The sequence below is a fragment of the Mesorhizobium sp. WSM1497 genome, from assembly GCF_001672455.2.
GTDB classification, from domain to species: domain Bacteria; phylum Pseudomonadota; class Alphaproteobacteria; order Rhizobiales; family Rhizobiaceae; genus Mesorhizobium; species Mesorhizobium ciceri.
On the sequence record NZ_CP021070.1, the window covers coordinates 1,758,131 to 1,784,771 of the forward strand.

Consider the following 26,641-nt stretch of genomic DNA (forward strand, 5'->3'; position numbering starts at 1 on the left):
GCTTCAAGCCGTGGCGACGCCGCGCGATCGCCGCTTCTCGGCCGCCGCGAGCAGATCGACGAAGGTGCGAACCTTGGCGGGCCGGAACCGGGCCGGCGGAAAGACTGCGTGGATGCCGCCTGACGGCAGGCTCCAGTCGGCAAATACCGGCACCAGCCGCCCCTCGGCGATATCGTCGCTGACGCTGTAGTCCGGAAAGACGCCCAGCCCGATGCCGACGAGCACGCAAGCAAGGGCGGCGGGGCTCTTGTCGCACATGAGGACCGGATTGAGCTCGGTCAGCACCGTTTCGCCATCCCTGGAAAACAGCCATTGGCCGATGCCGCGCAACTGGGTGTTGCCGACCCAGGCCAGCGATCTTGCCTGGCGCGGCGTCAGGTCCGGCGGCAGGCTCGCCGCGAAGCCAGGGCTCGCCACCACGATTTGCCGGATCGTCCCCAGCCGCCGCGCCTGGTTCGAGGAATCGGTGAGCCAGCCGACGCGGATGCCGAGATCGATCTGCTCGTCCACCAGATTGCTGACGGCGTCGTCGAAGATCGCCTCGACGCGCATCTGCGGATAGGTTCTGAGATAGGCCGCCATGACCGGAGCCACCATCTTGGTGCCGTAGTCGAGCGGCGCCGTCAGCCTCAGCGTTCCGCTCGGTTCGACGGCCCCGCGCGAGATTTCGCCATAGGCGGCCTCCGCTTCCCGCAGGATGATCATCGCGCGGTCATAGAAGAGGCGCCCCTCTTCGGTCGGCGTGACACGCCGGGTCGTGCGCTGCAGCAGCGTTGCGCCCAGTTCCTCTTCGAGCTTGCCGATCTGATGGCTGACCACGGCCTTGGCGACGCCAAGCCGGTTGGCTGCGGCCGTGAACGAGCCGGTTTCCATCACCGTGGTGAAGTAGGCGAGCCGATTGAGGTTCAGAAGTTCGGCCAAGCTGCTGCCATTTGTATGATCAGATCATACAGTTTGTATTATTGGGTGCCATTTATCGCAAGACCCCCACCTGCCACATATCAGCCAACGGCATTCGATCAAGCCGGCAGCCGGATCATGGGTAGCAGCGATTATGAACAATTCAGAAGTGACCTATCTTTTCGATCCGCTCTGCGGCTGGTGCTATGGTGCCACCCGGATGCTCGGCCGGTTGTCGGCCGCCGGCGTGCGCGTCGAGCTGCTGCCGACCGGCCTGTTTTCCGGCGCCGGCGCGCGTCCGATGGATGAAGGTTTTGCGGCGCACGCCTGGGCGAACGACCAGCGCATCGAGCGCCTGACCGGACAATCGTTCACGCCGGCCTACCGGCACAATGTCCTCAATGTCCGTGGCACCCTGCTCGACTCACATGCCGCCACACTCGGCATCACTGCCGCTGGCCTGGAGGACCCTAGCCGCCGGTTTGCGGCGCTGAAGACGATCCAGCATGCGCGCTATGTAGAAGGACGCGATGTCGTGACGATCGGCGGTGTGGCCGAGGTGCTCGCCGCCGACGGCATGGCGGACGCCGCCGAAATGCTCAAGGCGCCGACCGAAACATTGCTGGCGGCTCACCGCGATCAGGTTGGCCGTGGCCGTGCGCTGTTCCAGCGCCTGCATGCCGATGGCGTGCCTTCGCTCGCGGTCATCCGCAACGACGCGCCCCGGCTCATCGGTTCGAACGCGCTGTTCGGCAGCTTCGACAATCTCGTCGCCCACATCGCGGCGGCGTGACCCCATCCTCCAGACCCCCAAGCATAAGGAAACAGACATGGCAAAAGTCGCTCTCATTGGTGCATCGGGCGCTGTCGGTTCGCGCCTTCTCAGGGAACTCTCCGATGGCGGCCATACCGTCACGGGCATCGCGCGCAACCCGGAAAAGATTGTCGCGCTTCCGGGCGTGACGGCCAGGAAGGGCGATGTCTTCGACACAGAAGGTCTCGCGGACCTGATCCGCGGCCATGACGCTGTGATCAGCTCTGTGCATTTCCTGGACAGCGATACCGATGCGCTGATCGAGGCGGTGCGCGCCTCCGGCGTGAAGCGCTATCTCGTCGTCGGCGGCGCCGGCAGTCTCGAAGTCGCGCCCGGCAAGCGGCTGGTCGATAGCCCCGACTTCCCGGCGATCTACAAGGCAGAAGCGCAGAAGGGCGCCGACTTCCTAGACAGATTGAAGACGGTCGACGACCTCGATTGGACGTTCCTGTCGCCATCCGCGATGTTCGTGCCTGGCGAGCGCACCGGCAAATTCCGCCTCGGCAAGGACACGCTTCTCGCCTCCGACAAGGGCAGCAGCATTTCCTTCGAGGACTACGCGATCGTCATGGTCGACGAGATCGAGAAGCCGGCCCATATCAGGCAGCGCTTCACCGTCGGCTATTGAGCGAACGGGTGGTGGCGGCCGGGTCTCAATCGAGGCCGGCCGACGCCAGCCGCATCAGGGTCCGGTTCAATCTCGGTGCTGCCGCCACCAGCGCCTTGCCGATGGCCGATTGCGGTGCGTCGATGACGGTTCGGGCATCGCCGTTCTCGGCAACCCGGCCGGCGTCGAGAAGGATGACGCGGTGGGCGACCGACCGGATGACGCCGAGATCATGTGAAATGAAGAGATAGGCGATCTTTTCCTGGCGCTGCAGGTCGAGCAAAAGCTCGAGGATCTCCCCGCGCACGGAAACGTCGAGCGCCGACACCGCTTCATCGAGCACGATCAGCGACGGCTTCGTGGCGATGGCGCGGGCAATGGCGACGCGCTGCCGCTGACCGCCTGAAATTTCGTGGATGGCACGCGGGGCGAGGTCCGCCGTCAGCCCGACGCGCTCCAGCAAGGCGGCGATGCGGCGCGGGCGCTCGCTGCGGGAAGCGATGCCATGGATGCGCAAGGGATCGTCGAGCACACGCGCCACCGTGGCGCGCGGGTTGAAGGCGGCAAGCGGGTCCTGGAACACCATTTGCAGGCGCGCGCGGCGGGCACGCAGTGCTGCGCTGCGCAGGGCCAGGAAATCGTCGCCTTCGAACTCGATGCGTCCGTCGTCCGGCTCGATCAATCGCAGCACCACCCGCGCGATCGTCGATTTGCCGCTGCCGGAGGGTCCGGCCAACGCCAGCGTTTCACCCGGCTCGATGTGAAAGGAGACATCGTCGACTGCAGCGATGGTGTCGCCGCCGCGACGGTAGTGCTTGGTGAGGTTGGACACCGCCAGCAGGCTCATGCGTGGAGCCCGGCTCGGTTCAGCAGCGGCTTGGTGTCGAGGCCGATATCGGCATCGAGCAATGCGCGCGTATAGGGCTGGGCCGGGGCGCCGACAATCTGCGCCGTCATGCCAAGCTCGACCAACTGCCCATGGCGGAAAACGGCGATGCGCCCGGCAAGCTCGGCCGCCAGCGCGATGTCATGGCTGATGAACAGCAGCGTCATGCCGTCCTCGGTCACCAGGCGTCGGATCAAGGCGACGATCTCGGCCTGCACGATGGTATCGAGCGCGCTGGTCGCTTCGTCGGCGATCAGCAATTTCGGACCGGCCGCAATGGCGGCGGCGATCGCCACACGCTGCTTCTGGCCGCCGGAAAGCTGGTGCGGGAAGGCGCGCAAGGCCGAGTGAGGATCGGGCAGCCGGACGCGTTCGAGCAGGGTTTTTGCTTGCGTGTATGCCTGCGGCCAGGTGAGGCCGAGATGGGTGCGGGCGACTTCGGCGACTTGTTTGCCGATTGGCATTACGGGGTCGAGGCTGGCGGATGGGTCCTGGAAGACGAAGCCGATATCGCGGCCGCCGCGGGGAGGGTGACTTGATCTGGTGAAGAGCTTTTGCGGTCTATGCTCTACGAGGCCCCCCTCTGTCCTGCCGGACATGTCCGGCAGGACAGAGGGGGGTGCCTTGGCGCCCAACGCCGACGGTAGGAACCAATCGATCTTTCCTTCAGTCTTGGTGCTTGCCGGCAGCAGCCCTGCAATCGCCAGCGCCAGCGTGCTCTTGCCCGAACCGCTTTCGCCGATGATGGCCAAGCGCTCGCCAGCCTCTATGTCGAGGCCGACATCCTTCAGCGCCGCCACCTCGTTGCCGTTGCGGCGGTAGGTCACCGTCAGGTCGCGGATCGAAGCCAGGGTGGTCACGACATGCCTCTCCTGACCGCCGTCGTCTCGACGAGGCCTTCACCGGCGAGATAGACGCCGAGCACGGTCAGCACCAGTGCTATGCCCGGGACGATCGACAAGAAGGGCGCGGTGCGCAGGACAGCGCGGCCCTCGGCAATCATGCCGCCCCAGGTGACCCGGTTGGGATCGCCCAGGCCGAGGAACGACAAGGCCGCCTCGGTGAGGATCGCCGCGGCGACGATCACCGACGACATCGCCAGCACCGGCGGCAAGGCATTGGGCAGCACCTCGCGAAAGGCGATCGCCAGCGGGTGCATGCCGATGACCCTGGCGCCGGCGACATAATCGCGTTCGCGAATGGAGAGGACTTCCGCGCGGGCGACACGGGCTGGTCCGGTCCAGGTGCCGAGCGCGATGGCGATCACGACGATGCCGAGCGACGGTCCGACGACGCTGACGAAGGCCAGTGCCAGCAGGAAACTCGGCACGGTCTGGAAGGCGTCGGTGATGCGCATCAGCACCTCGTCGACGAGGCCGCCGGCAAAGCCGGCCAATGTGCCGACCACTGCCCCGACGACAAGTGCGGCGGCCGCGGCGGCGATCCCGACAGCCAGCGATGTGCGGGCGCCATGAAAAAGCTCGGCCAGCACGTCGCGACCAAGCCGATCGGTGCCAAGCGGGAGCGACCAGTCCTGGAACGGCGGCAGCAGCGCCGGCCCGGCAATCGCTTGCGGATCGCCGGGGAACAGCAGCGACGCCGACAGCGCCATGGCGATCAGCGCCGCCAGGAGGATGGCGCCGGCGACCGCCTCGGGCGTGCGCAGAAAGCGGCGGAGGGCACTCATGCGCCGGCCTCGCTGGCGCCGACGCGCGGGTCGAGGAAGGCATAGGCGATGTCGACGGCAAGGTTGATGACAATGACCAGGACGGCGCTGGTGAGAATAATGCCGAGCAGAAGCGGCGTATCGCGGGAGGCGACTGCCTCCTGCGCCAGCCGGCCGAGGCCGGGCACGGAAAAGACGCTCTCGATGACGACACTGCCGCCGAGCATCTGCGCCGACTGCAGGCCGAGCATGGTGACCAGCGGCAGCAGTGCATTGCGGGCGACGTGGGCGAGCACGATGCGGCGGCGTGATAATCCCTTGGCGCGCGCGGCCAAGACGAAATCCTGCCGCCAGACCTCGGCCATGCCGGCGCGCATCATGCGCAGATAGAGCGCCAGGTAGATGAAGCCGAGGGCCGAAACAGGCAGGATAAGATGGACGGCGATGTCGGCTGCGCGGTCAAGGCCGGTCTTGTCGGAAGCCAGGGTCTCGATGCCGCCGATCGGCAGCCAGCGCAGGTCGACGGCAAAGACGACGATCAGCACCAGTCCGAGCCAGAAACCCGGCACGGCATAGAGCGCCAGCGAGCCGATCGACAGGAGGCGGTCGCGCAAACTCCCGGGCCGCGCGCCGGCATAGATGCCGAGTGCCGAGCCGAGCCCGAAGGAGAGCGCGGTGGCGCTGACCATCAACAGCAGCGTGTTGGGCAGGCGTTCGAGGATCACGTCGCGGATCGGCCTGGAGAAGGTCACCGACTGCCCGAGGTCGAGATGCAACAGCGCCCAGAGATAGTTTGCCAGCCGCGTCAGTTCCGACTGGTCGAGGCCCCAGCGATGGCGCAACAGCTCGATCATGCCGGCGTCGCCGCCGGTCGAGACGATGTAGGCGTCGACGGCGTCGCCGGGGGCGGCCTCGAGCAAAAGGAACGTGCCGATGACGACGATCAGCAGCACGAAGACGCTGCCGACGAGGCGGCGGCGGAGAAGGGTGAGGGCGCGGTTCATGGGGGCGTCGATGGGTTGGCGATACGTTGATTAGGACCGCGCCTAGGCACCCTCCTCTGTCCTGCCGGACATCTCCCCCTCAAGGGGGGAGATCGGCTGTCTCTTTTGGCTTCGCCAATCTCCAACGTTGAAGAATTCGCGGGACAGACAAGCGGCCAATCTCCCCCCTTGAGGGGGAGATGTCCGGTAGGACAGAGGGGGGCCTCGTAGAACTCAAAGCCTACGATGATTTCGCGAATTTTCATCCGCGCAATTCTGTCACGATTCCAGATACGTGTCCGCCCAGTTCGACACCGCCCAGCGCGGGTTGTTGGCGATGTTGCCGACGGTGTCTCGCGCGACGCTGATGAAACTCCATTCGGCGACGTTGATCAGCGGCAGGTCGGCAGCCACCGCCTTCTGGAATTCCTTGTAGAGGTCGGTGCGGGCTGATGCGTCGAGCGTCTCCGATGCCTTGGCGATGAGCGCATCGAGCGCATCGTTCTTGTAGCCGCCCTGGTTGGAGAACGGCACGCCGTTGGGAATGCCGCTCTGCACCAGGATGGTGGTCGAGATCGCCGGATCGCCGCGGAACACCGGCGGACCGACCGCGAGATCGAAGGCGTGGTCGGTGTAGACCGCCTTGATGTGCGCGGCCGAGTCGTTGTTGACCAGCTCAGCGTCGATGCCGATGGCGGCGAGCGCCTGGCGCAGATAGTCGCCGAACTGTTTTGTCTCGTTGAAATAGGGCGCAGGCAGCAGTTTCAGCGTGAAGCGCTTGCCGTCCGGGCCTTTCTTGTAGCCGGCTTCGTCGAGCAGCGCGTTGGCCTTGGCGACGTCGAAGGCATAGGTCGGCACATCGGCGGTGTAGAATTGTGGATCGTTCTTCGGCACCGGGCCGGTGGCTGTCGCGGCATAGCCGAGGAACACCGTCTTGACGACGAAATCCTTGTCGATGGCATGCGCGATCGCCTGGCGCACTTTGACGTCGGCCAGTTCCTTGCGGCGATGGTTGATCTCGACGACGAGTTGATAGGTCAGCCCTTCGTAACCCTTGGTGATCACTTTCAGGCCCGGCACTTTCGAGATGCGGTCGAGGTCGGCCAGCGGCACGGCGGAAAAGGCCGCCAGCTGGATCTCTCCGGCCTCCAGCGCGCTCGCCGCGGACGTGCGATCCGGCAGCACCTGATAGATGATCTCGTCGAGATAGGGCTCGTCCTTGCCCCAGTAGTCGGTGTTTTTGGTCAGCCGGTAATATTGGCCGGCCTTGTACTCGCCGAATTTGAACGGCCCTGTGCCGATGGGCGCGTTGTTGGCCGGGTTGTCCTCGATCTTGCCGACCTCGTAGATGTGCTTCGGCACCACGCTGCTCAGCGCCGGCAGCGCGTTGCGGATCAGCTGGAACGGCGTCGGCTTGGCGAATTTGAACACGGCGGTGAGATCGTCGGGGGTGTCGACGCTGGCCAGGTCCTTGAACACGGTGCGGCCGAGGTTCTGCAGCGGCTTCCAGATTTGCAGCGCCGAGAAGGCGACGTCGGCCGAGGTGAACGGCTTGCCGTCATGCCATTTGACGCCGTCGCGCAGTTTGAACGTCACCGAGAGCCCGTCGGCGGCACCCTCCCAGCTCAGCGCCAGCCTTGGCGCGAGTCCGTCCTTGCCGTCGTAGGAGGCTTCGGCCAGCGTTTCGACGATCTTGCTGGAGATGAAGAAGACGCCGTTGGAAGCGACGATCGCCGGGTTGAGGTTGCGCGGTTCGGAATCGGCGGCAAGCACAAGCCGCCCGCCCTTCTTCGGCGTCTGCGCCCAGCCCGGTGTCGGGATGGCGGTGGAGGCCAGCAGCATTGCCGAGCCGGAAAGCATCGTGCGTCTGGAAATCGTGAAACCTGACATGATCGAACTCCGTCCTCTCCGCGACCCGGTTGGGCGCGCCAATACCCCTCGGACGCCGGCAAGCCCGCCAGCATCCTTGCGGCGGCGATTATGAGCCTTGCCGAGGGTTTCGCCAGAGACGGAATTGGTGCATCCTCGCTTGGCTTTGAAATTTTCGTCCGCTGGACCAGTTTGGAGCATGCGCTTCTATCACGTCAATCTGGTAGGACCAAATTGACGTGATATGCGACGGACAAAGGTATGATGACATCGAACGGTGCTGTTTTCCCTATTTCTGGCTGGACCAGAGCGGGCAAGATGGTGCAGATTTGAGTCATGGCCAGGGGATCGCGAGCGGAACGGCCGGCGGTCCCAGGCAATTCAGGGAGAGAGAGATGAACATTGCTCCGGGCAAGAATGCCGTCGGCAATATCCCGTTCGACCAGGCAAGGGTCGACCGGCTGATGGAGGAGGCCGGCATCGATGTGCTGCTCGCCACCTCCAAGCACAACACGCAATACCTGCTGGGCGGTTATAAGTTCATCTTCTTCGCCGCCATGGATGCGATCGGCCACAGCCGATACCTGCCGATCGTCGTGTACGAAAAGGGCGGGCCGGACCATGCCGCCTATATCGGTAACCGCATGGAGGGCGGCGAGCACCAGAACAATCCGTTCTGGACGCCGACGCTGCACGCCGCCTGCTGGGGCACGCTCGACGCCGCCAATCTCGCGGTCGAGCACCTGCAGAAGATCGGCAAGGCCGGCGCGCGCATCGGCATCGAGCCTGGCTTCCTGCCGTCGGACGCCTATACGCTGATCCGCAAGGCGTTGCCGGATGCCAGATTGATCGATGCGACCGACATGCTGGAGCGCATGCGCGCCATCAAGACCGATGCGGAGCTGGAGAAGCTGCGCACGGCCTCCGAACTGATCACCGATTCCATGCTGGCGACCATTGCCTGGGCGCGTGAAGGCACGACTAAAAGCGAGATCATCGAGCAGCTGCGGCGCGAGGAAACCAACCGCGGCATCCATTTCGAATATTGCCTGCTGACGCTGGGTGCCAGCCACAACCGCGCCGCTTCACCGCAGGCGTGGAAAAAAGGCGAGGTGCTGTCAATCGATTCCGGCGGCAATTATCACGGCTATATAGGCGACCTCTGCCGGATGGGCATTCTCGGCGAACCGGATGCCGAGCTCGAAGATCTTCTGGCCGAGGTCGAGACGGTGCAGCAGGCGGCCTTCTCAAAAGTCAAAGCGGGCACGCTGGGCGGCGACATGATTTCGCATGCCGAGGGCGTGCTGAAGGCTTCGAAGGTCGCGCCCTACACGGATTTCTTCGCCCATGGCATGGGCCTGATCACGCACGAGGCGCCGTTCCTGATGACCAACCATCCGGTGACCTATGAAGGCACCTATGCGGCCAAACCGCTGGAGAAGAACATGGTGCTGTCGGTGGAGACGACCATGCTTCACCCGACACGGGGCTTCATCAAGCTGGAAGACACGCTGGCGGTGACGGAGAGCGGATACGTGATGTTCGGTGATCGGGGCAGGGGGTGGAACAGGGGTGCGACCGCCTAGCTGGTATTGAGGCTGCTGCCCCTCACCCGGATTGCCATCCGGGAAAAGCAATTCGGGGCAATCCGACCTCTCCCCGAGGGCAGAGGTCGGAGCCGGAACCGAGGAAAGATCACTGCCCCGGCGGAATCAGCCTGAAATCCGGCAGCTCACGCAAAACCAGTTCAGGTCCTGCCGGCGAATAGACGACGAACAGCTGCATCGGCCCGTCGCCGGTGTTGAGCGTCGAATGAAAGCGGCTTTCCGGCACGTAGATGGTGCAGCCGGGGCCGACCTTCTCGACCATCGGATTGCTCTTCTCGTCCTCGACCATCTGTTCGCCATGGCCTGAGATGACGAAGATGATTTCTTCCGCGCCCGGATGGTTGTGGCGCGTGTGGCCCTTGCCGGAAGGCAGGTCGACGACGCCGCCGGAAAAGCGGGTTGCGCCATTCACTTCGGGCGCCACCGTCAGCGCCAATTTTCCCCAGTCGAAGCCGAAGGCGCTGACGTCCTTCGGGTACACGAACACTTTGCTCTTGTCGGTCATCTCACTCATCCCTTCTTTTTCTTGAATGTGGTCTTCTGGCCGCCGAGCGCGACGGCCTTGAAATCGGCCGTCTGCTTGGCGATCGCGGCTTCCGCCGGCAGCCGTTCCATCGAGCTGGCGCCATAGAAGCCGTGCAGGCCCTTGGCCTGGGAGAGAATGTAACGGGCGTCGTCGGGCATCGAAATCGGGCCGCCATGGCAAAGCAGGATGACATCCTTGCGCACCGAGCGCGCGGCATTGGCGATGGCGTCGATCTCCTGAATGCAGTCGTCGAGCGACTTGGCTGACGTGGCGCCGATCGAGCCGCCTGTCGTCACACCCATATGGGCGACGACGATGTCGGCACCGGCTTTTGTCATGGCGCGGGCCTCATCCGGGTTGAAGACATAGGGCGTGGTCAAGAGATCGAGCTTGTGCGCCTCGGCGATCATGTCGACCTCGAGGCCGAAGCCCATGCCGGTCTCCTCGAAGCTCTGCCGCATGCTGCCGTCGAACAGGCCGATGGTGGGAAAATTCTGCACGCCGGAAAAGCCCATCGTCTTCAGCTCTGCCAGCAGCAGCGGCATGATGACGAACGGGTCGGTGCCGTTGACGCCGGCCAGCACCGGCGTGTGTCTGACCACCGGCAGCACCTCATAGGCCATTTCCTTGACGATCTCGTTGGCATTGCCATAGGCGAGCAGGCCGGCGGCCGAGCCGCGCCCGGCCATGCGGTAGCGGCCGGAATTGTAGATGATGATGAGGTCGATGCCACCGGCCTCCTCGGCCTTCGCCGACAGGCCGGTGCCGGCGCCGCCGCCGACGATCGGCACGCCCTTGTCGATCATTCCCCTGAATTTCTTCAAGATGTCCTTGCGCGGTATGGCGGGCATTTTTTGAGGTCTCTCACTGTCTGGCGATGTCGAGGAAGGCCGCTGTTGCTGCCTTTGCGAATTCCGGGTCGTTGATATGCAGCGGCAGGCGCGTCACGCGGCGCTTGCCGTTGGGCTTGATGGTGCGCTCGATGGCATCGAACAGAACGGCGTCGGCTTCCGGGTCGAAGAAGGCGCCGCCTTCGATGTCGAGCGCCGAGACGCCTTTTTCCGGGATGAGAAAATGCACCGGTCCCTTGCAGCGGGCGAGCCTGGTGCCGATCCACTCGCCGATCGCACGGCATTCGTCCGCCGTGGTGCGCATCAGCGTGACATTGGGATTGTGTTCGTAGAACAGCCGGTCGCGATAGTGTTCCGGGATGGTCGAAGGCGCCCAGAAGTTCACCATATCGAGCGCGCCGACGGAGCCGACATAGGGCAGCCCCGTGCGTGCGACGGCGCCGAAACGATCCTCCGTCGCCGGCAGCACGCCGCCGAACAGAAGATCGCAGACTTCGGTCGTGGTGATGTCGACGACGCCGGACAGCAAGCCGCTGTCGGCCAGCTTTTCCATGCTGCGGCCGCCGGTGCCGGTGGCGTGGAAGACCATGCAGTCATATCCGGAACGGAGCTGGTCGGCGATGGCGGTCACGCAAGGCGTGGTGACGCCGAACATGGTGAGGCCGATCGATGGTTTGCCGTCGGGTGGTGGCGCCGGGCTGGCCGCCATGCCTGATATGGCTTGAGCCGCGTTGTGCAACACGACACGGGAGAGCCGGTTCAGTCCGGCCATGTCGGTCACAGAAGGCATCATGATGATGTCGGAGACATCGACGTAGGGAGCGGTGTCGCCGGAGGCGAGCGTCGAGACCATGATCTTGGGCAGGCCGAGCGGCAGGGCGCGCATGCCCGACGTGACGATCGATGTGCCGCCACCGCCGCCAATGCCGATCATGGCCGCGATGTCGTTGCGCGATTGGGCAAAGCGGGCGAAGGCGATGCCCATTGCGGCGACCGCGGCGCCGCGATCATTGCCGCCGAGCACGGTTTCACGGCCGCCGGGATGATGGTCGGCGATTTCCCTCGCGCTGATATCGACGGGGATGGTTGCGTCGCGCGTTCCGACATCGACACGACAAACGAGGGCGCCCGCAGCCGTGATCGCATCGGCCAGGAAGGCGAGTTCCTCGCCCTTGGTGTCCGCGGTCCCCACCACATAAATACGCTTCATTGCACTCTCCCAATCCTGGCAGGCGCGATGCCGCCCCCATCGCTCATTGCCCGGGCCACTCGACGATGCGGACCATTGCAAATTTTTGAGACGCGCGTATCGTATTGGTATGAATGTCTCACGTCAACAATCCGCTGCGAGCGACGAGGCTGAACGGGCAACCGGCCCAGTGCCCGAACGTGGGCCGCGCGCGCGGACCAAACGGCTGATGCTGGAGACGGCAACAAGGCTGATGCAGGCGGGCGTCACGCCCTCAGTCAGCGAGGTCGCCGAGGCGGCCGAGGTTTCCCGCGCCACCGCCTATCGTTACTTCCCGAGCCAGTCGGCACTGGTGCAGGCCGTCGTCGACGAGGGGCTGGGGCCAATCCTCACCTGGCAATCGACCTCCGCCGATGCCGAGCGCCGGGTCGCCGAGCTGTTCGACACGGCCATGCCGCGCATCGAGGCCTTCGAGGCTACGTTCAAGGCAGCACTGAAGCTGTCGCTCGATCAATGGGCGCGGCGTCAGGCCGGCACGCTGGGCGGTGAGCCCGCCTTTACGCGTGGCCACCGCATCGACCTGCTGAAGGATGCGATCGCGCCGCTCAAGGGCCGTTTGCCGCCGCGCGACTTCAAGCGGCTGGCACAGGCGCTGTCGCTTATCTTCGGCGTCGAGGTGCTGATCGTGCTCAAGGATATCTGGGGGCTGGACAGCCGCCGGACGATGTCGGTCGCACAGTGGGCGGCCGGGGCGCTGGTGCGTGCGGCAGTGGCGGAATCGGTCGATGAAGGAGGCAGCCTCGATCCGAAGGCAGTCGTGAAATAGAGCCTAACTGGTTCGACCAGATTGGCATGCACACTACTGATCTTAGCGGTTGGGTGGGGTATTGGACAATACCCGATCATATCACTGAGTAGGAAAATCTTGGTAAAACAGGCAGATAAAGCGGTAATCCGATGGAAATGGCCACGTCAAGCTGCCAAGAAAGGGCTTGACGCGCATGCAAAATTGGTAATACCAGATTGGATCAGAAAAGCGGATCGAAAGTGAGGGCTGCGATCCATTTTCCGGCGGGGCGAGGAGGCTCGAAACCGGAAAGGTGCGATCACGGGAGGAACTACCAGGGCCGGCCACGTTGCCGGCTCGCACGATAAGGTAGAACGCGCACAAGGGAGGAAATCATTATGCGCAAGTTAGTGACCAGCGTACTTGCTGGTATCGGCTTAACGCTTGCCTGCGGAACGTCCGTTTACGCGCAGGAAAAGTCACTCACCATCTTCTGGGCTGAATGGGATCCCGCAAATTATCTGCAGGAGCTCGGCAACGAGTACGAGAAGCAAACCGGCGTCAAGATCACGGTGGAAACCACCCCTTGGGCCGATTTCCAGACCAAGGCCTTTACCGAGTTCAACGCCAAGGGCAGCGCCTATGACCTGGTCGTCGGCGACTCGCAATGGCTTGGTGCCGCCTCCGAGGGCGGTCACTATGTCGACCTCACCGACTTCGTCAAAGAGAACAAGGTTCTCGACAAGATGGCTCCGGCGACGGTCAAGTTCTACTCCGAATATCCCGGCAACAGCGGCAAATACTGGTCGATCCCGGCCGAGGGCGACGCCGTGGGCTGGGCCTACCGCAAGGACTGGTTCGAGGATCCGAAGGAAATGGAAGCGTTCAAGGCCAAGTATGGCTACGACCTTGCCGTTCCGAAGACCTTCAAGGAAATGACCGACATCGCGGAGTTCTTCAACAGGCCCGACCAGAACCGCTACGGCATCGCCATCTACACACAGAACCAGTATGACGGCCTGGCGATGGGCTTCGAGAACGCGCTGTTCTCGTATGGCGGTGAGCTCGGCGACTTCGGCACCTACAAGGTCGACGGCATCATCAACTCGGACAAGGCGGTAGCCGCGGCGGAAAACTACCGCAAGCTGTTCGGCTTCACGCCTCCGGGCTGGACCAACGCCTTTTTCGTCGAGAACAACCAAGCCATCACCGAAGGCCTGGCGGCGATGAGCATGAACTACTTCGCCTTCTTCCCCTCGTTGATCAACGAGGCGTCGAACCCGAACGCCAAGAACACCGGCTTCTTCGCCAACCCGGCAGGTCCAGGTGGCGAGCAGTTCGCCGCGCTCGGCGGCCAGGGCATTTCCGTCGTCTCCTATTCCAACAACAAGGAAGAGGCGATGAAATTCCTGAAGTGGTTCATCCAGGACGATACGCAGAAGAAGTGGGCGGCCCTCGGCGGCTACACCTGCAACAAGGCCGTGCTGGAATCGGCCGAGTTCCAGAACGCCACGCCCTACAACAAGGCCTTCTACGACACGATGTTCAAGGTCAAGGACTTCTGGGCGGTGCCGGAGTACGCGGAACTGCTGCAGCAGCTCAACCAGCGTGTCTATCCGTACATCGTAAACGGCGATGGTACGGCCAAGGAAATGCTGGATGCGCTGGCGAAGGATTGGGACGCCACGTTCAAGAAATACGGCCGCGGCCAATAACCGACATGTAGTGCGGAGGAGGCCCGTGCCTCCTCCGTTTTCTTTTTCAGGAATGGGAGCAGGTCTTGGCGACCACAATGATCACACCGCTGAATACCTCCTCCAGAGCCGCCTCTCGCGGCCTCAGCGACATTTCGATACGCAACCTCTTCATCATTCCGACGATCGTGTTCCTGATCGTCTTCAACATCTTTCCGCTGATCTATTCGCTCGGCTATTCCTTCACTGACTTCCGCGCATCGACCAATGCGCCGGCCAATTTCGTCGGACTGAAGAACTATCGCGAGCTCCTCAGCGACCCTTATATCTGGAACAATTTCGCGGTGACCGCGAAATACGTCATCGTCTCGGTCGTCGGTCAGGTTGTCGTCGGCTTTGGAACGGCAATGCTGCTCAATCGCACCATTCCGCTCAAGGGCCTGATCACGACATTGCTGCTCTTGCCGATGATGCTCTCGATGGCGGTGGTCGGCCTGTTCTGGAAGCTGCTCTACGATCCGTCCTGGGGTGTCATCAACTACGTGCTCGACCTCGGCAAATTCCAATGGCTCGGCGACCCGAAGATGGCGCTCTACGCGGTCGCGTTCACGGACATCTGGATGTGGTCACCCTTCGTCATGCTGTTATCGCTCGCCGGGCTTTCGGCGGTGCCGAAGCATCTTTACGAAGCTGCCGCGATCGACCGCGCCGGGCCGTTCTATACCTTCTTCCGCATCACGCTGCCGCTGGTCGCGCCGATCCTGATGATCGCGGTCATCTTCCGCACCATGGAAGCCTTCAAGACTTTCGATCTTGCCTATGTGCTGTCGACGCAGCCGAGCACGGAGGTGATTTCCATCCGTCTCTACAAGATGGCTTTCCAGGAATGGCAGACGGGGCGCTCCTGCGCGCTTGCCTATATCGTGCTGATCATGGTGCTGGCGATCACCAACATCTATGTGAAATACCTCAACAAAGTTAAGGAGCGCTGAGATGGCGGCCGTCCAGACTTCGGGTGAACGGGCGCTCAACAAGGTCGCTATTGTCGCCGTCCTCTTGGTGACGATCATCTTCCTGGCGCCGATCTACTGGATCGTGGCGACCTCGTTCAAGCCACGCAACCTGGCCACGACGATCCCGCCGACGGTGATGTTCGAGCCGACCATCTCGCCTTTCGTCAAACTTTTCACAAAGCGCTCACAGTTGCGCAGCCCGCCGTCGGCCGAAGAATATGCCGCCGCCCCGTGGTGGGAGCGCGTCGTGTTCGACGGCGGCGAGAAGATCGTGCGCGACGGCAAGGGCCAGGTGCAATGGTCGGGATATCCGAGCCGCTTCCTGAATTCGCTCATCATCGCCATCACCTCGACGGTGTTGGCGGTCGGCATGGGGACATTCACCGCCTATGGCTTCTCGCGCTTCAAGGTGAAAGGGGAGGCGGATCTGCTCTTCTTCATCCTGTCGACGCGCATGTTGCCGGCGGTGGTGGTCGCCATTCCGATGTTCCTGATGTACCGGGCAGTCGGGCTCAACGACACGCATCTGGGCCTGATCATTCTCTACACCGCCTTCAACCTGTCCTTCTCCGTGTGGCTGATGAAGGGTTTCATGGACGAAATCCCGAAGGAGTATGAGGAGGCCGCGCTTGTCGACGGCTACACGCGCATGGAGGCGTTCTTCAAGATCGTGCTGCCGGAGGCCGCCACGGGCATCGCCGCCACCGCCGTGTTCTGTTTCATCACCGCATGGAACGAATACGCCTTTGCGCTGATCATGACCAACCGCCGCGCCCAGACCGCGCCTCCCTTCATCCCGAGCCAGGTCGGTTCGGGCCTGCCGGACTGGACGGTGATCGCCTCCGGAACCTTCCTGTTCCTGCTGCCGGTCGCCATCTTCACCTTCCTGCTTCGCAATCATCTGCTGCGCGGCATGTCCTTCGGAGCGATCCGCAAATGAGTTTTCGCGCCATCAACCAGAAATACCTTGAGCCTGGGTCGCAGATATTGATGGTGCTCGGCATCGTCGCGCTCTGCCAGCCCTGGAACATGCTGCTGCACAGCTATGGCCTGACCATCATCCTGATCGGGCTCGTCGGCTTCAACGTAACCTCCAAGATCGCGCCCGAGGAGAAGGCCGGCACCGGCCAGGTGCGCAATCCGGGAGCACAGCATTGACCCAGATCGAGCTTCGCGGCGTCCAGAAATTCTTCGGCGCCGTCCAGGTCATCAAGGACCTGAACCTCAAGATCGCCGACAACGAGTTCATCGTGCTGCTCGGCCAATCGGGCTGCGGCAAGACGACGACGCTGCGCGCCATCGCCGGGCTGGAAACCATCGACGAGGGCGACATCTTCATCGACGGCAAGCCGGTGCAGCATTTGAAGGCCGCCGACCGCGACATCGCCATGGTGTTCCAGTCGTTCTCGCTCTATCCGCATATGAGCGTCTACGAGAACATCGCCTTCCCCTTGCGCGCCACGCGCAAGAGCAAGACGGAGATCGACAGCGAGGTGCGTTCGGTCGCCAAGACGCTGCAGATCACCGATCTGCTGGACAAGAAGCCGTCGGCGCTCTCGGGTGGCGACATGCAACGCGTCGCCATTGGCCGCGCTCTGGTGCGGCGGCCGAAAGCCATGCTGATGGATGAGCCGATCGGCGCGCTCGACGCCAAGCTGCGCGAGGAGATGCGCGCGGAAATCAAGCGGCTGCACATCAAGCAGGGCTCGACCACCATCTATGTCACGCACGACCAGATCGAGGCCATGAGCCTGGCCGACCGCATCGTCATCATGCACGCAGGCGTCTTGCAGCAGGTCGGCACGCCCGACGAGGTCTATTCGCAGCCGGCAAATCTGTTCGTGGCGCAATTCGTCGGCAGCCCGGTTATGAATGTCACCGATGCGGCGGTGGCCGAGACGGTGTCCTCGGTTTCGGTGACGGTCGGTGGAGCCGCCGCCGGCTTCGAGTTCCCGCGAGCGCTGCTGTCGAAGCTCAACGGCCATGCCGGCGGCCAGTTGGCGCTTGGCATACGGCCGGAAGGCGTGCTCATCCGGCGCGAGGCGACCGAGGGCTTCGTGCCTGTCGACACGCATATCGTCGAGCCGCTCGGCTCCTTCGACATCGTCGATCTCAAGGTCGGAACCGAGTTGCTGCGGGCCCGCACCAAGAGCGGCTTCGTTGCCGGACCCGGTGAAAGGGTCTTCGCCAGGATCGACCCGACCCAGGCGCATTTCTTCGACAAGGCAAGCGGCAAGTCGCTCGAGGTGAGACTCTGATGGCCCATATCCAGCTCAAGAACATCTCGAAGACCTTCGGCAACCACACGGCGCTCACCGGGCTCGATCTCGATATTGCCGATGGCGAGTTCTTCGTGCTGCTGGGCGAGACGGGCGCCGGCAAGACGACGACGCTGCGGCTTATCGCCGGCCTGGAGAAGCCCAGCGAAGGCCAGGTCTTCATCGACGGCGTCGACGTTGCCGACTGGGGTGCGGCCGAGCGTGACGTGGCGCTGGTGCTGCAGCAATATTCGCTCTATCCGCGCTACACGGTGCGCGAAAATCTCGAATTCCCGCTGAAGCCGAAAATTCGCCGGCTGCCCGACGCCGAGATCAAGGACCGTGTCGACCGTGCCGCCCGTACGCTGCGGATCGAGCATCTGCTCGACCGCAAGACGGATCGGCTGTCCGGCGGCGAGATGCAGCGCGTCTCGATCGGCCGCGCCATCGTGCGCAAGCCGCGTGTGTTCCTGATGGACGAGCCGCTGTCTGCGCTCGACGCCAAGCTGCGCGAGGCGCTGCGGACTGAACTGAAGAACCTGCAGATACAGCTCGGCGCCACCTTCCTGTTCGTCACCCACGATCAGATCGAGGCGATGTCGATGGGTGACAAGGTCGGCGTGCTCAACCATGGCCGAATCGTCCAGACCGGCACACCGCATGAGATCTACAACAATCCACGCGACACCTATGTGGCGAGCTTCGTCGGCTCGCCGCCGATGAACCTCATCGACGGCAAGCTCGTGAACGGCCGCGCGGTGATGGCGCCGCTGAATTTCGAACTGCCTTTTTCAGGGGGAGCCAAGGCGGGCGGGGCGACCGACGGTCGCCCGCTCGTCTTCGGCATTCGTCCCGAGGACGTCTATCTCGAGAGCGGCGCGCCGGTCGAGGCGCGTGTCCACGACGTCGAGAACCACGGCGTGGAAAAGATCCTGACGCTGCGCGTCGGAGACGCGACACTGCGTGCAACCGTGCCGGCCAGGACCGACGTCGCCATCGAGCAGGCGGTGCGCTTTGCCTGGAACCCCGACAAGGTGGTGCTGTTCGACAAGGGCAGCGGCGTCAGCTTGCGACACGCCTCGTAGCCGCATCCGAGCCTATTTCTGGAAGTAGGTTTCGTAGGGCGTGTCGTTGATCAGCAGGATCACGCATTCCGTGTCGGAGACGCAGGCGTCGTCATGCATCTCATTGGCTTTCTGGGTCCAGTAGGATCCAGGAGGCAGTTCGACCTTGGTCGCCTCGCCGCCATCCATCTGCCAGTGCGCCCACATCCCCTTTATGACCACCGCACGATAATCCGCGGTGTGCGCATGGACCGGTGCGCGCCAGTTGCCGGGAACCTTCAGCAACGTGCCTGCCGGACCCTTGGCCCGCTCGCCCCGCAATGGGCCAAGGCGATGCGGCTGGTCGGGTACTTCCGCGACATAGGGGATCTTGTCGGCCGGCAGGTAGCTGTCCTCGAGGGCAAAGCCGCGCCCGGGAACCGCAAGCATGACGGCGAGTGCGATGAGCTTCGGATGATTTGGCATTGGTTCTCCTCTTCGGGCCGACTGGACGCCGGCCTCTCGCTGCCTGGTTCTGGCAAGCTGTTGCATGCGGGTGGCCCGGCAATGGCATTGCGTCCGGAAGGCTTGGTAATTCATCCAGACTCGGCGATCCACGGCCACGCTGCGGCTGGTGCCGATGCGATTGATGCCGCGCGCCATGTCGATCATCCTGACCGGCGTTTCGCTGGCGACCGTCTGTGCGGCGCCGGTCGGCGCCTATGTCGGTGACATCTGGGGCTGGCGCACGGCCTTCATGATTGCGACCGTGGTCGCCGCCCTGGCGCTGCTGGTGCAGCTGGCCACCATTTCGAAATTGCCCCGTGGGTGTGGCAAGCTTCCGCACCTTGCTCGACGTGCTGAAGCGTCCGTCGATCCGGGTGGCGCTGCTGGTCGTGCTGCTGGTCGCTTCGGGACACTTTGCCGGCTTCACCTATGTCCGTCCCTTCCTCGAGAAGGTCCCCGTGCTCGACATCGAGACGATCTCGCTGGTGCTGCTGGCCTATGGCATTGGCGGCTTCTTCGGCAATGTCGCCGGCGGCATCCTGGCCGAGCGCAGCCTCAAGGCAGCCGTTGGGCTGGCGCCCTTGCTGATCGCGCCGGCCGCCACCTCGATGCTGGTTTTCGGAGCTTCGCCGACGATCGCCGCTGCCGCCGTTGCGGTCTGGGGCTTTGCTTTCGGCGCGGTTCCGGTCGGGCTGCAGAGCTGGCTGGTGCGGGCAGCACCCGACCAGGCAGAAAGCGCCGGCGGACTGATGGTGGCGACGTTCCAGGTGGCGATCGCGCTCGGCGCCGTCTTCGGCGGCCTGCTGGTCGACCACACCGGCGTCGCCAGTGCCTTCGCCTATTGCGGCGCGGCGACATTGCTGGCGGCCAGCGTGGTGTTCCTGCGGCCCGAAGCAGGCCGAGTAGCCTCGCCGCAATCAGGCTTCCCTGACACCTGCGCGTCGGCCCGAGAACCATCACGGTTTTCGGGCCGACGCCGTTGTGACGGCAGCGACGAACGAACTCAGGCCGACCGCCCATCGAAATCGAAGACCGACAGGATCGAGGGGTCGAGATCGGCCACGCAGTTGATGTTGATGTAGGCGCTGCGTTCACGGCCCTCGCGGACATCCTCCGCAAAGGGATGGATACCGCAGGCCCGGCAGAACCGGTGCGCGATGGCATGATTGCCGAATGTGTAGGTGCCCAAATCGTCGCCCCAGGCCAGGACCCGCAAGGTCTCGTGCGGGATGGCACACAACAGGGCGCTCTTGCGCGAGCAGATCGAGCAATTGCACCTGATGGCGCCGGTCAGTTCGGCCTTGAATTCGAAGGCGACCTTGCCGCAGTGGCAACTGCCTTTGTAGAGCATCGGATTTTCCTCGCATTCGACAGGGGTGCAAAACCGTCTGCGCCGGGTTAAGTCTCGGCAAGCCAGGCACTGGCCGCTATCCCTTAAGACGTTCAAGGCGTCCGGAGTCCGACACCGAAAATGCAATCCGTCCGTGATCATCTGGAAATCATCCTTGCGCGCCTCGCCGCCCGTGCCGGCGAAGAGCGTGTGTTCACGAAGCTCTATGCCGAAGCCGCGAGGGCCGCGGCCGATGCCAGCGATGCGCGCAGCCAAGCCGGCGTGACGCTCGGGCCGCTCGACGGCACCATCGTCTCGATCAAGGATTTGTTCGATGTCGCCGGCGAGCCAACCACGGCCGGCTCGCTGATGCTCAAGACCGCAGCACCTCCGCTGCGCGATGCCGTGATCGTCAGCCGGCTGCGGCAGGCCGGCGCGGTCATCGTCGGCAAGACCAACATGACCGAATTCGCCTTCACCGCGATCGGTGACAACCAGCACTATGGCACGCCCGGCAATGCGATGGATGCCAGCCGTATCCCGGGAGGTTCGTCTTCGGGCGCCGGCGTTTCGGTCGGCGAAGGCACCTGCGACATCGCCATTGGCTCGGATACGGGCGGTTCGGTGCGCATACCGGCATCGCTGAACGGCGTCGTCGGCTTCAAGCCGACGGCGCGGCGCGTGCCATTGACCGGCGCCTACCCATTGTCGGCAACGCTGGATTCGATTGGACCGCTGGCGCTGAGCGTCACCGCATGCGCGGTCGCCGATGCCGCGATGGCCGGCGAAGAACCGCCGGCATTGCACGTGCCGCTGCCGCTTACCGGGCTTCGCGTCGGCATTCCGCGCGGGCTTCTTTTCGAAGACACTGAAAGTGAGGTCGCCGCGGCGTTCGAACGCAGCCTTCGCGAGATCGAGCAGACAGGAGCGCACCTGGCGGACATATCGATCGACGACTTGCTCGCAGACTTTCGTTCGGCGACCAAGCGGGGCTCGATCGCTGCGATGGAGGGGGCCGAAGTGCATGCCGACTGGCTGGCGACAGGGGCATCCGCGCCGGTCGACCCGCACGTCAGCGGCCCCCTGTCGCGGGCGGCAATGCTGCCGACTCCGGTCTACATCAGGGCGATGCGCCGTCGTGCGGCACTTGCGGCCGCCATGGACGAACGGCTGGCATCGGTCGACGTGCTGGTTCTGCCGACCACACCGGTGACCGCGCCGACCATCGTTTCGATGACCCGGGATGCCGAGCTGCGCGACCGCACCGAAGGCCTGCTGCTGCGCAACACGCAGGTCGCCAACCAGTTCGATCTCTGCGCGATCTCGCTGCCGATGCCGGGCACGGTGCTGCCTGCCGGATTGATGCTGGTGGCGCGCAACGGGCATGACCGGCGCCTGCTGCGGATTGCCGCTGAAGTGGAGCGGCTGCTGGCGGTTGATCAGCACTGAACCGGAAATTGCGGATCAGCGCGACGAACAGTGCTTGCGTTCGCTGTCCTTGGCGGTGCGTACGATGCTGGTCGCGACCAGCCAGGGCAGATCGTACTCCTTGCCGGTGATCGTCTGGGTGCGGTGCTCGATCGAGCCTCTGACGACGATCTTTCCGGCATAGAGCGCGTCGGAAAGATCCGTTATCGCCTTGTCGGCCCGCGGCAAGCCGCTGGTGTCGATCGACATGCCCTTGATGATCGTTCCGGTGGCAAGATCGAGCACGCTGTTCGACGGGCACGGCGCCTTGAAGCAGCGCAGCCCGTTGTCGCAATAGACATAGCTGCTTTCGGCCGCGAATGACGGAATGGCGCAGAGCGAACAGGCGGCGACAATGAGGGATGTGAGGCGAGGACTGAACATGGGTCTCAACGTCACGAAGAATTGGGGCGAAACCGCGATGTGCTACACGCTCGCCGGGAACCGCTGCCGGTAGTGATCGACCACTTCCGGATTGCGCAGATTGACCGGCAGTTTGCCCGCCAGCACGAGCAAGGCTTCGCCCGCCGCGCCGACGCCCATGCGCATCATCGATTCCTCGGTGATCCCCGCCATGTGCGGCGTGACGATAACATTGTCGAAGCCGAAATAGGGATGGTTCGACGGCAGCGGCTGCGTCGCAAACACGTCGAGCGCGGCGCCGCCGATGCGCCGTTTCTGCAAGGCCTCGATCAGCGCGTCGTCGTCGACGACCGGTCCGCGCGACACGTTGATTAGCAACGCCTGCGGCTTCATGCGGGCGATCCGCTCACGGTTGATCAGGCCGCGCGTTTCCGGCGTCAGCGGGCAGCACAGAACGATGATGTCGCTCTGCTCGACGAGAGCGTCGATCGACAGGAAGCCGACCTTGTCCGGCGCTGGCTGCATGCTGCGCGTCGTTGCCAACACCTTCAGGTCGAAGCCGTGCGCGGCGATATGGCCGACCGCCTGGCCGACGGCGCCGAGGCCGACAATGCCGATCGTCTTGCCGGCAAGCTCGCTGTTGGCGTTGGCGTGCTCGCGGCCGGCAAGCCAGCCTTTGGCGCGCAGGTCGCGGTCGACGACGCGGAAGTTGCGCAGCAAGGCGAGGGCCACGAACATGACGTGTTCGGCCACCGATCGGGCATTGACCGCCGGCACATTCGCCACCAGCACGCCGGCGGCCGTCGCTGCTTCCATCGGGATCATGTCGAGCCCGGCGCCATGACGGATTGCCGCCCGCAGCAGCTTTGCGCCGTCGAAAAGCTGTGGGGGCAGCGGCGCGCGCACGATGACGATGTCGGCATTCCTGGCCTCGGCGATCAGCGTGACTGGATCGATGGCGGAGGCGACGACGAGCTCTCCGGCGCCGGAGAGCATAGCCGAGGCGCGCGGATGCAGAGGGTGCGTCGTGAGGATATGAGCCATGTCGGTCAGGCTTTTTCGAGCGCCGGGCTTTGCGGCTCCTCGCCATGGCCCTCGATCAGCCCCTTCCAGTAGCTCTCAGCGCCCTGCAGATGGGCGCTCATCAGCGCCTGGGCGAGATTGCCGTCGCGGCGCAGCAGCGCCTCATAGATCTGGATATGCTCGGCATGCGAGCGCACGTTGCGCTCGGGGTCGTTGAAATAGATCGGCAGGCGCTGCTCGCCCATCATGTAGTAGACGCTGCAGACATTGTGGAAGACGCTGTTCTTGGTGGCGCGCACAATTTCGAGGTGGAATTCGCGGTCTTCCCTGGCAAGCCCTTCGCCGGCGGCGATGCGCTCTTCCGAAGCCTTCAGGATTTCGCGCAGCCGCTCGAAATTCTCCTCGGTGGCACGCGAACAGGCAAGTTCGGCCGCCTTGATCTCATGGATCTTGCGCAGTTCGACCGTCTCGTAGATCTGGATCGGGTCGAGCGGCAGGCCCGCGCGGGCAAAGAGCGCCATGGCCTCCACACTGGCCTGCTTGGTGTCGATGTAGATGCCGGACTTGGCCCGGCGCTCAACGATGCGCATGGCCTCCAGGATGGCCAGCGCCTCGCGGATCTGACCGCGGCTGACGGCGAAATGCTCCGCCAGTTCGCGCTCCGATGGCGTTCGGCCGCTCTCCTTGTCCGAATGGGAGAACAGGTAGGCAGCGAGTTCCGCGAGAAGGTTCTTTTCTTTCATCGTCAACCGCGTTGCGCGTGCGCCTCCAGGAACCGCTCCGAAATGGTGAATCCCAGACCCGGTTTTTCCGGGATCGCTATCATACCGTCCCTGGCTTCGACAGTCTCTTCGACCAGATCATGGATCATCGGGTTGGCGCCGAGCGAATATTCGACGGTGAAACTCGACGGCGAGGCGGCGCAGACATGCAAGCCTGCGAAAAAACAGGGCGCGCCGGCCCACAAATGCGGTGCAAAGCGCAGATTGAAGGCGCTGGCGATGGTGCCGATCTTCATCGCCTCGCTGATGCCGCCGCAGAAGGCGGGATCGGGCTGGAAGATGTCGGCGGCTTTGAGCACGGCAAGGTCGCGGAAGGCGTAGCGGGTCGCCTCGCTTTCGCCGGTGGCAATCGGAACGGCGCCACTTGCCCGCACTTCGGCCATGCCCGGCTTATCGTCGGCGATGATAGGTTCCTCGAACCACGCCAGGTCAAGGTCGTTGACGAGATGGATGAAGCGCTTGGCTTCAGCCACCGTGTAGGTGCCGTGCGCGTCGACCATCAGTTCGACATCGGGGCCGAGCGCCTGCCGTGCGGCGCGCACGCGGGTGGCGGAAATGTGCGCCGCGCCGTCCATGGCGCCAACCCGCATCTTCAGTGCCTTGAAACCGCCCTTGGCGATATAGGATTTCAACTGCTCGCCGATGGCGTCGGCGGCCGCCCAGCCGCCGGACGCGTAAGCCGGCATGCGATCGAGCTTGCGGCCGCCGAGCAGCCGCCAGACCGGAACGCCAAGCGATTTGCCAAGAATGTCCCACAGCGCGATGTCGACGGCGCTGATCGCGGCGATGCTCATGCCGCGCCGCGCCAGCTGCGGCATGGCGTGGCCGCCGCGTGCGGCGCTGTCGTGGCGCACGCCATTGTAGAGCATCTCCCAGATGATGCCGATGTCGGCCGGATCGCGGCCGACCAGCTGCGGCCCGACCTCATGGTTCAGCATGTGGACGAGTGCACCGTAGCTGCCGGCACTGCCGGCGGCGTTCTTGCCTTCGCCCCAGCCGACCAGACCGTCATCGGTCTCGATGCGCAGGATGGCGGCGTCGAAGGTCGTCACCTGACCGAAGTCGCTGCGGTGCTGCCGAGCGGCTTCGATCGGAACGCGGATCCACCAGGCTTGGACGGACTTGATACGCATATTCTTCCCCAGCCCTGCGCCGGTCAGGGCGGAAGGGCGAATTTCCCTGAGGCAGTCGACTACTTGATCAGCGGCAGCAACGTTTCGGCGTTGATGCGCATCTGGTCGGTGTAGAATTTCTCGGTGAGCACGCTGGAGCCGTGGTCCTGGATGAACTTCAGCTGTTCGGGCGAGATATCGACCGGATTGCGCTCGACCATGTCGGGATAGGGGGCCGCCGGCGTCCGGTCGACGGGCGCGACGAACTCGTTGGTCAGCGCGCCGTCGTAGCCGATCTCGCGCAAGGTTGCGACGATCTTCGGCCAGTCGATCTGGCCGAGACCGGCGGCGAAGCGGTTGTTGTCGGCGACATGGAAGTCGAACAGGCGCTTTCCGGCCTGCCGGATCGCGTCATAGACGTTAAATTCTTCCATATGGAGGTGGTAGGCGTCGAGGCAGACACCGCATTCGGGGCTGACCGCGTCGGCCAAAGCCAGCGCCTGGGCGCCGCGATTGAACAGATAGGTCTCGAAGCGGTTGAGCGGTTCAACAGCGATCTTGACGCCGACCTTCTTGGCGTGGGTGAAGCATTCGCGGGTGGCGTCGACGACCCACTTCCATTCCTCTTCCTCGGTGCCGTCAGGCACGACCTTGCCGACGGTCGCGGGAACCAGCGTGATGATCTCGCCATCGAGTTCGCTGACCATGGTCAGCACGTCCTTGACATACTGAACGGAACGCTCGCGCTGGCCCTGGTTCCTGGCTGCGAGGTTGCGCTCGCCCAGCATCAGGGTCACCGCGCCCCAGCAACGAATGCCATGCTCCTTCAGCAGCGCCCGGGTCTCCCTGGTCTTGTACTGCTCGGGTTCGCCGGAAATCTCGATCGACTCATAGCCGAATTTCTTGATGCGCTTGAGCGTCGTTTCCAAGGGTTCCGCGCGCATCCAGTTGTGCGTCGAAAGATGCATGGTCTGTCCTTCCCAACTCGTCTCTATGGTTCGCCTGCGACATGCATCGCCAAAAAGGCGACACAAAGGTTCCTCCCCAAGGCGTTCCCAGCCTTTTCTCGCAAACTGGTTCGACCAATTGGGCCTGAAGCGAGGTCTACAGCAAATTATCCGGATCGGCAAGAAGCGCCGGGATGCAACTTTCGCTGTGGAGTATTTCCTTGATTATATTGAGATATACATGCCTGCGCCGGGTGGTTTTGGGGTCATGATGGCGCATTGCAAGGCTTGACCAAAATTCCACATTTGGTAATACCAGAATGGTGGTGCGTGCAAGCGCCCGTTGAGAAAAGACCAAAGTGGCTGGCCCTGTTTCCAATCGGCGCTATGCTCGGTCGCGAGAGAAATGAGGGAGGA

27 protein-coding genes and 1 pseudogene are annotated in these 26,641 nt (G+C 63.7%); 12 read left to right on the forward strand and 16 right to left on the reverse strand.

The features are described from left to right. Window positions 1–3: 3 nt before the first annotated feature. The gene (locus A9K65_RS08585; RefSeq protein ID WP_064995524.1) at window positions 4–921 is read right to left on the reverse strand and encodes a LysR family transcriptional regulator; all 918 of its coding nucleotides are present in this window, start codon (window positions 919–921) and stop codon (window positions 4–6) included. A gap of 133 nt (window positions 922–1,054) precedes the next feature. Here A9K65_RS08585 and A9K65_RS08590 point away from each other — a divergent pair, with 133 nt between their 5' ends. Continuing rightward, on the forward strand, window positions 1,055–1,693 hold the full coding sequence (locus tag A9K65_RS08590; RefSeq protein ID WP_024504444.1) for a DsbA family protein: 639 nt from the start codon (window positions 1,055–1,057) through the stop codon (window positions 1,691–1,693). A gap of 37 nt (window positions 1,694–1,730) precedes the next feature. Next, the gene (locus A9K65_RS08595; protein WP_027161273.1) at window positions 1,731–2,342 is read left to right on the forward strand and encodes an NAD(P)-dependent oxidoreductase; all 612 of its coding nucleotides are present in this window, start codon (window positions 1,731–1,733) and stop codon (window positions 2,340–2,342) included. 25 nt (window positions 2,343–2,367) lie between these two features. Here the strand turns inward: A9K65_RS08595 and A9K65_RS08600 are convergent, their stop codons facing one another. The 5 genes from A9K65_RS08600 to A9K65_RS08625 form a co-directional block, all read right to left on the reverse strand. Next, window positions 2,368–3,168 carry a dipeptide/oligopeptide/nickel ABC transporter ATP-binding protein gene (locus A9K65_RS08600; protein WP_064995525.1) on the reverse strand — a complete coding sequence of 267 codons (801 nt, stop codon included), beginning with the start codon at window positions 3,166–3,168 and terminating at the stop codon, window positions 2,368–2,370. Next, window positions 3,165–4,067 carry an ABC transporter ATP-binding protein gene (locus A9K65_RS08605; protein WP_064995526.1) on the reverse strand — a complete coding sequence of 301 codons (903 nt, stop codon included), beginning with the start codon at window positions 4,065–4,067 and terminating at the stop codon, window positions 3,165–3,167. Before A9K65_RS08605 ends, A9K65_RS08600 begins: the two co-directional genes overlap by 4 nt. Next, window positions 4,064–4,894 carry an ABC transporter permease gene (locus tag A9K65_RS08610; protein WP_064995527.1) on the reverse strand — a complete coding sequence of 277 codons (831 nt, stop codon included), beginning with the start codon at window positions 4,892–4,894 and terminating at the stop codon, window positions 4,064–4,066. The genes A9K65_RS08605 and A9K65_RS08610 overlap by 4 nt, the downstream gene beginning before the upstream one ends. Continuing rightward, entirely contained in the window at window positions 4,891–5,877 is a 987-nt protein-coding gene (locus A9K65_RS08615) for an ABC transporter permease (RefSeq protein WP_063173125.1), read from the reverse strand. Before A9K65_RS08615 ends, A9K65_RS08610 begins: the two co-directional genes overlap by 4 nt. 258 nt (window positions 5,878–6,135) lie before the next feature. Further along, window positions 6,136–7,746, reverse strand: a complete 1,611-nt coding sequence (locus A9K65_RS08625) for an ABC transporter substrate-binding protein (protein ID WP_064995528.1) — start codon at window positions 7,744–7,746, stop codon at window positions 6,136–6,138. Window positions 7,747–8,120: 374 nt separating this feature from the next. On the opposite strand from A9K65_RS08625, the gene A9K65_RS08630 reads away from it, so the two are divergent. Then, a complete protein-coding gene (locus tag A9K65_RS08630; protein WP_064995529.1) occupies window positions 8,121–9,311 on the forward strand; it encodes a Xaa-Pro peptidase family protein in 1,191 nt (396 codons plus the stop codon). A gap of 109 nt (window positions 9,312–9,420) precedes the next feature. On the opposite strand, the gene A9K65_RS08635 is transcribed toward A9K65_RS08630, so the two are convergent. From A9K65_RS08635 to A9K65_RS08645, 3 genes are read right to left on the reverse strand one after another with little or no spacing between them, the layout of a single operon-like run. Continuing rightward, window positions 9,421–9,837, reverse strand: a complete 417-nt coding sequence (locus A9K65_RS08635; protein WP_064995658.1) for a cupin domain-containing protein — start codon at window positions 9,835–9,837, stop codon at window positions 9,421–9,423. Between the two features lie 5 nt (window positions 9,838–9,842). Next, entirely contained in the window at window positions 9,843–10,709 is an 867-nt protein-coding gene (locus A9K65_RS08640; RefSeq protein WP_024504438.1) for a phosphoenolpyruvate hydrolase family protein, read from the reverse strand. Between the two features lie 13 nt (window positions 10,710–10,722). Next, window positions 10,723–11,919, reverse strand: a complete 1,197-nt coding sequence (locus A9K65_RS08645; RefSeq protein ID WP_064995530.1) for a Tm-1-like ATP-binding domain-containing protein — start codon at window positions 11,917–11,919, stop codon at window positions 10,723–10,725. Window positions 11,920–12,028: 109 nt separating this feature from the next. Here A9K65_RS08645 and A9K65_RS08650 point away from each other — a divergent pair, with 109 nt between their 5' ends. The 7 genes from A9K65_RS08650 (at window position 12,029) to A9K65_RS08680 (ending at window position 18,735) form a co-directional block, all read left to right on the forward strand. Further along, window positions 12,029–12,724, forward strand: coding sequence for a TetR/AcrR family transcriptional regulator (locus A9K65_RS08650; RefSeq protein ID WP_013529493.1), 696 nt, complete (start codon window positions 12,029–12,031; stop codon window positions 12,722–12,724). Window positions 12,725–13,083: 359 nt separating this feature from the next. After that, entirely contained in the window at window positions 13,084–14,400 is a 1,317-nt protein-coding gene (locus A9K65_RS08655; protein WP_013529494.1) for an extracellular solute-binding protein, read from the forward strand. 65 nt (window positions 14,401–14,465) lie between these two features. Further along, window positions 14,466–15,371, forward strand: a complete 906-nt coding sequence (locus A9K65_RS08660; RefSeq protein WP_013529495.1) for a sugar ABC transporter permease — start codon at window positions 14,466–14,468, stop codon at window positions 15,369–15,371. A 1-nt stretch (window position 15,372) separates the two neighbouring features. Further along, window positions 15,373–16,332, forward strand: coding sequence for a carbohydrate ABC transporter permease (locus A9K65_RS08665; protein ID WP_013529496.1), 960 nt, complete (start codon window positions 15,373–15,375; stop codon window positions 16,330–16,332). Beyond that, entirely contained in the window at window positions 16,329–16,550 is a 222-nt protein-coding gene (locus A9K65_RS08670; protein ID WP_064995531.1) for a hypothetical protein, read from the forward strand. The genes A9K65_RS08665 and A9K65_RS08670 overlap by 4 nt, the downstream gene beginning before the upstream one ends. Then, window positions 16,547–17,650 carry an ABC transporter ATP-binding protein gene (locus tag A9K65_RS08675; protein ID WP_064995532.1) on the forward strand — a complete coding sequence of 368 codons (1,104 nt, stop codon included), beginning with the start codon at window positions 16,547–16,549 and terminating at the stop codon, window positions 17,648–17,650. The genes A9K65_RS08670 and A9K65_RS08675 overlap by 4 nt, the downstream gene beginning before the upstream one ends. Beyond that, complete coding sequence (locus A9K65_RS08680; RefSeq protein WP_013529499.1) at window positions 17,650–18,735, forward strand: ABC transporter ATP-binding protein; 1,086 nt, start codon at window positions 17,650–17,652, stop codon at window positions 18,733–18,735. The genes A9K65_RS08675 and A9K65_RS08680 overlap by 1 nt, the downstream gene beginning before the upstream one ends. Window positions 18,736–18,747: 12 nt before the next feature. Here the strand turns inward: A9K65_RS08680 and A9K65_RS08685 are convergent, their stop codons facing one another. After that, a complete protein-coding gene (locus tag A9K65_RS08685) occupies window positions 18,748–19,179 on the reverse strand; it encodes a DUF4437 domain-containing protein (protein ID WP_064995533.1) in 432 nt (143 codons plus the stop codon). Window positions 19,180–19,318: 139 nt separating this feature from the next. Between A9K65_RS08685 and A9K65_RS08690 the strand changes: the two are divergent. Further along, window positions 19,319–20,106: pseudogene (locus A9K65_RS08690) on the forward strand (MFS transporter); the annotation flags it as partial. 97 nt (window positions 20,107–20,203) lie between these two features. On the opposite strand, the gene A9K65_RS08695 reads toward A9K65_RS08690, so the two are convergent. Then, window positions 20,204–20,551, reverse strand: coding sequence for a GFA family protein (locus tag A9K65_RS08695; protein ID WP_064995534.1), 348 nt, complete (start codon window positions 20,549–20,551; stop codon window positions 20,204–20,206). 120 nt (window positions 20,552–20,671) lie between these two features. On the opposite strand from A9K65_RS08695, the gene A9K65_RS08700 reads away from it, so the two are divergent. Beyond that, a complete protein-coding gene (locus A9K65_RS08700; RefSeq protein ID WP_064995535.1) occupies window positions 20,672–21,979 on the forward strand; it encodes an amidase in 1,308 nt (435 codons plus the stop codon). A 15-nt stretch (window positions 21,980–21,994) separates the two neighbouring features. On the opposite strand, the gene A9K65_RS08705 is transcribed toward A9K65_RS08700, so the two are convergent. Genes A9K65_RS08705 through A9K65_RS08725 form a run of 5 tightly spaced genes read right to left on the reverse strand, consistent with a single transcriptional unit; the run spans window position 21,995 to window position 26,245 of the window. Continuing rightward, complete coding sequence (locus tag A9K65_RS08705; RefSeq protein ID WP_064995536.1) at window positions 21,995–22,381, reverse strand: hypothetical protein; 387 nt, start codon at window positions 22,379–22,381, stop codon at window positions 21,995–21,997. Window positions 22,382–22,423: 42 nt separating this feature from the next. After that, entirely contained in the window at window positions 22,424–23,404 is a 981-nt protein-coding gene (locus A9K65_RS08710; protein WP_064995537.1) for a hydroxyacid dehydrogenase, read from the reverse strand. Between the two features lie 5 nt (window positions 23,405–23,409). Beyond that, window positions 23,410–24,126 (reverse strand): FadR/GntR family transcriptional regulator, encoded by a 717-nt coding sequence (locus A9K65_RS08715; protein ID WP_013529506.1) that lies wholly within the window; start codon window positions 24,124–24,126, stop codon window positions 23,410–23,412. Window positions 24,127–24,128: 2 nt separating this feature from the next. Next, window positions 24,129–25,298: a mandelate racemase/muconate lactonizing enzyme family protein gene (locus tag A9K65_RS08720; RefSeq protein WP_013529507.1), complete on the reverse strand. Its 1,170-nt coding sequence runs from the start codon at window positions 25,296–25,298 to the stop codon at window positions 24,129–24,131. 59 nt (window positions 25,299–25,357) lie between these two features. Then, complete coding sequence (locus tag A9K65_RS08725) at window positions 25,358–26,245, reverse strand: sugar phosphate isomerase/epimerase (protein ID WP_013529508.1); 888 nt, start codon at window positions 26,243–26,245, stop codon at window positions 25,358–25,360. Window positions 26,246–26,641: the final 396 nt, after the last annotated feature.

What these genes read in the sequence shown, in the direction of transcription:
- A9K65_RS08590 (WP_024504444.1), top strand. Translation starts at nt 1,055, where the DNA reads ATGAACAATTCAGAAGTGACCTATCTTTTCGATCCGCTCTGCGGCTGG.
- A9K65_RS08595 (WP_027161273.1), top strand. Translation starts at nt 1,731, where the DNA reads ATGGCAAAAGTCGCTCTCATTGGTGCATCGGGCGCTGTCGGTTCGCGC.
- A9K65_RS08600 (WP_064995525.1), bottom strand. Translation starts at nt 3,168, where the DNA reads ATGAGCCTGCTGGCGGTGTCCAACCTCACCAAGCACTACCGTCGCGGC.
- A9K65_RS08610 (WP_064995527.1), bottom strand. Translation starts at nt 4,894, where the DNA reads ATGAGTGCCCTCCGCCGCTTTCTGCGCACGCCCGAGGCGGTCGCCGGC.
- A9K65_RS08615 (WP_063173125.1), bottom strand. Translation starts at nt 5,877, where the DNA reads ATGAACCGCGCCCTCACCCTTCTCCGCCGCCGCCTCGTCGGCAGCGTC.
- A9K65_RS08625 (WP_064995528.1), bottom strand. Translation starts at nt 7,746, where the DNA reads ATGTCAGGTTTCACGATTTCCAGACGCACGATGCTTTCCGGCTCGGCA.
- A9K65_RS08630 (WP_064995529.1), top strand. Translation starts at nt 8,121, where the DNA reads ATGAACATTGCTCCGGGCAAGAATGCCGTCGGCAATATCCCGTTCGAC.
- A9K65_RS08635 (WP_064995658.1), bottom strand. Translation starts at nt 9,837, where the DNA reads ATGACCGACAAGAGCAAAGTGTTCGTGTACCCGAAGGACGTCAGCGCC.
- A9K65_RS08640 (WP_024504438.1), bottom strand. Translation starts at nt 10,709, where the DNA reads ATGCCCGCCATACCGCGCAAGGACATCTTGAAGAAATTCAGGGGAATG.
- A9K65_RS08645 (WP_064995530.1), bottom strand. Translation starts at nt 11,919, where the DNA reads ATGAAGCGTATTTATGTGGTGGGGACCGCGGACACCAAGGGCGAGGAA.
- A9K65_RS08650 (WP_013529493.1), top strand. Translation starts at nt 12,029, where the DNA reads ATGAATGTCTCACGTCAACAATCCGCTGCGAGCGACGAGGCTGAACGG.
- A9K65_RS08655 (WP_013529494.1), top strand. Translation starts at nt 13,084, where the DNA reads ATGCGCAAGTTAGTGACCAGCGTACTTGCTGGTATCGGCTTAACGCTT.
- A9K65_RS08665 (WP_013529496.1), top strand. Translation starts at nt 15,373, where the DNA reads ATGGCGGCCGTCCAGACTTCGGGTGAACGGGCGCTCAACAAGGTCGCT.
- A9K65_RS08670 (WP_064995531.1), top strand. Translation starts at nt 16,329, where the DNA reads ATGAGTTTTCGCGCCATCAACCAGAAATACCTTGAGCCTGGGTCGCAG.
- A9K65_RS08680 (WP_013529499.1), top strand. Translation starts at nt 17,650, where the DNA reads ATGGCCCATATCCAGCTCAAGAACATCTCGAAGACCTTCGGCAACCAC.
- A9K65_RS08685 (WP_064995533.1), bottom strand. Translation starts at nt 19,179, where the DNA reads ATGCCAAATCATCCGAAGCTCATCGCACTCGCCGTCATGCTTGCGGTT.
- A9K65_RS08695 (WP_064995534.1), bottom strand. Translation starts at nt 20,551, where the DNA reads ATGCTCTACAAAGGCAGTTGCCACTGCGGCAAGGTCGCCTTCGAATTC.
- A9K65_RS08700 (WP_064995535.1), top strand. Translation starts at nt 20,672, where the DNA reads ATGCAATCCGTCCGTGATCATCTGGAAATCATCCTTGCGCGCCTCGCC.
- A9K65_RS08705 (WP_064995536.1), bottom strand. Translation starts at nt 22,381, where the DNA reads ATGTTCAGTCCTCGCCTCACATCCCTCATTGTCGCCGCCTGTTCGCTC.
- A9K65_RS08710 (WP_064995537.1), bottom strand. Translation starts at nt 23,404, where the DNA reads ATGGCTCATATCCTCACGACGCACCCTCTGCATCCGCGCGCCTCGGCT.
- A9K65_RS08715 (WP_013529506.1), bottom strand. Translation starts at nt 24,126, where the DNA reads ATGAAAGAAAAGAACCTTCTCGCGGAACTCGCTGCCTACCTGTTCTCC.
- A9K65_RS08720 (WP_013529507.1), bottom strand. Translation starts at nt 25,298, where the DNA reads ATGCGTATCAAGTCCGTCCAAGCCTGGTGGATCCGCGTTCCGATCGAA.
- A9K65_RS08725 (WP_013529508.1), bottom strand. Translation starts at nt 26,245, where the DNA reads ATGCATCTTTCGACGCACAACTGGATGCGCGCGGAACCCTTGGAAACG.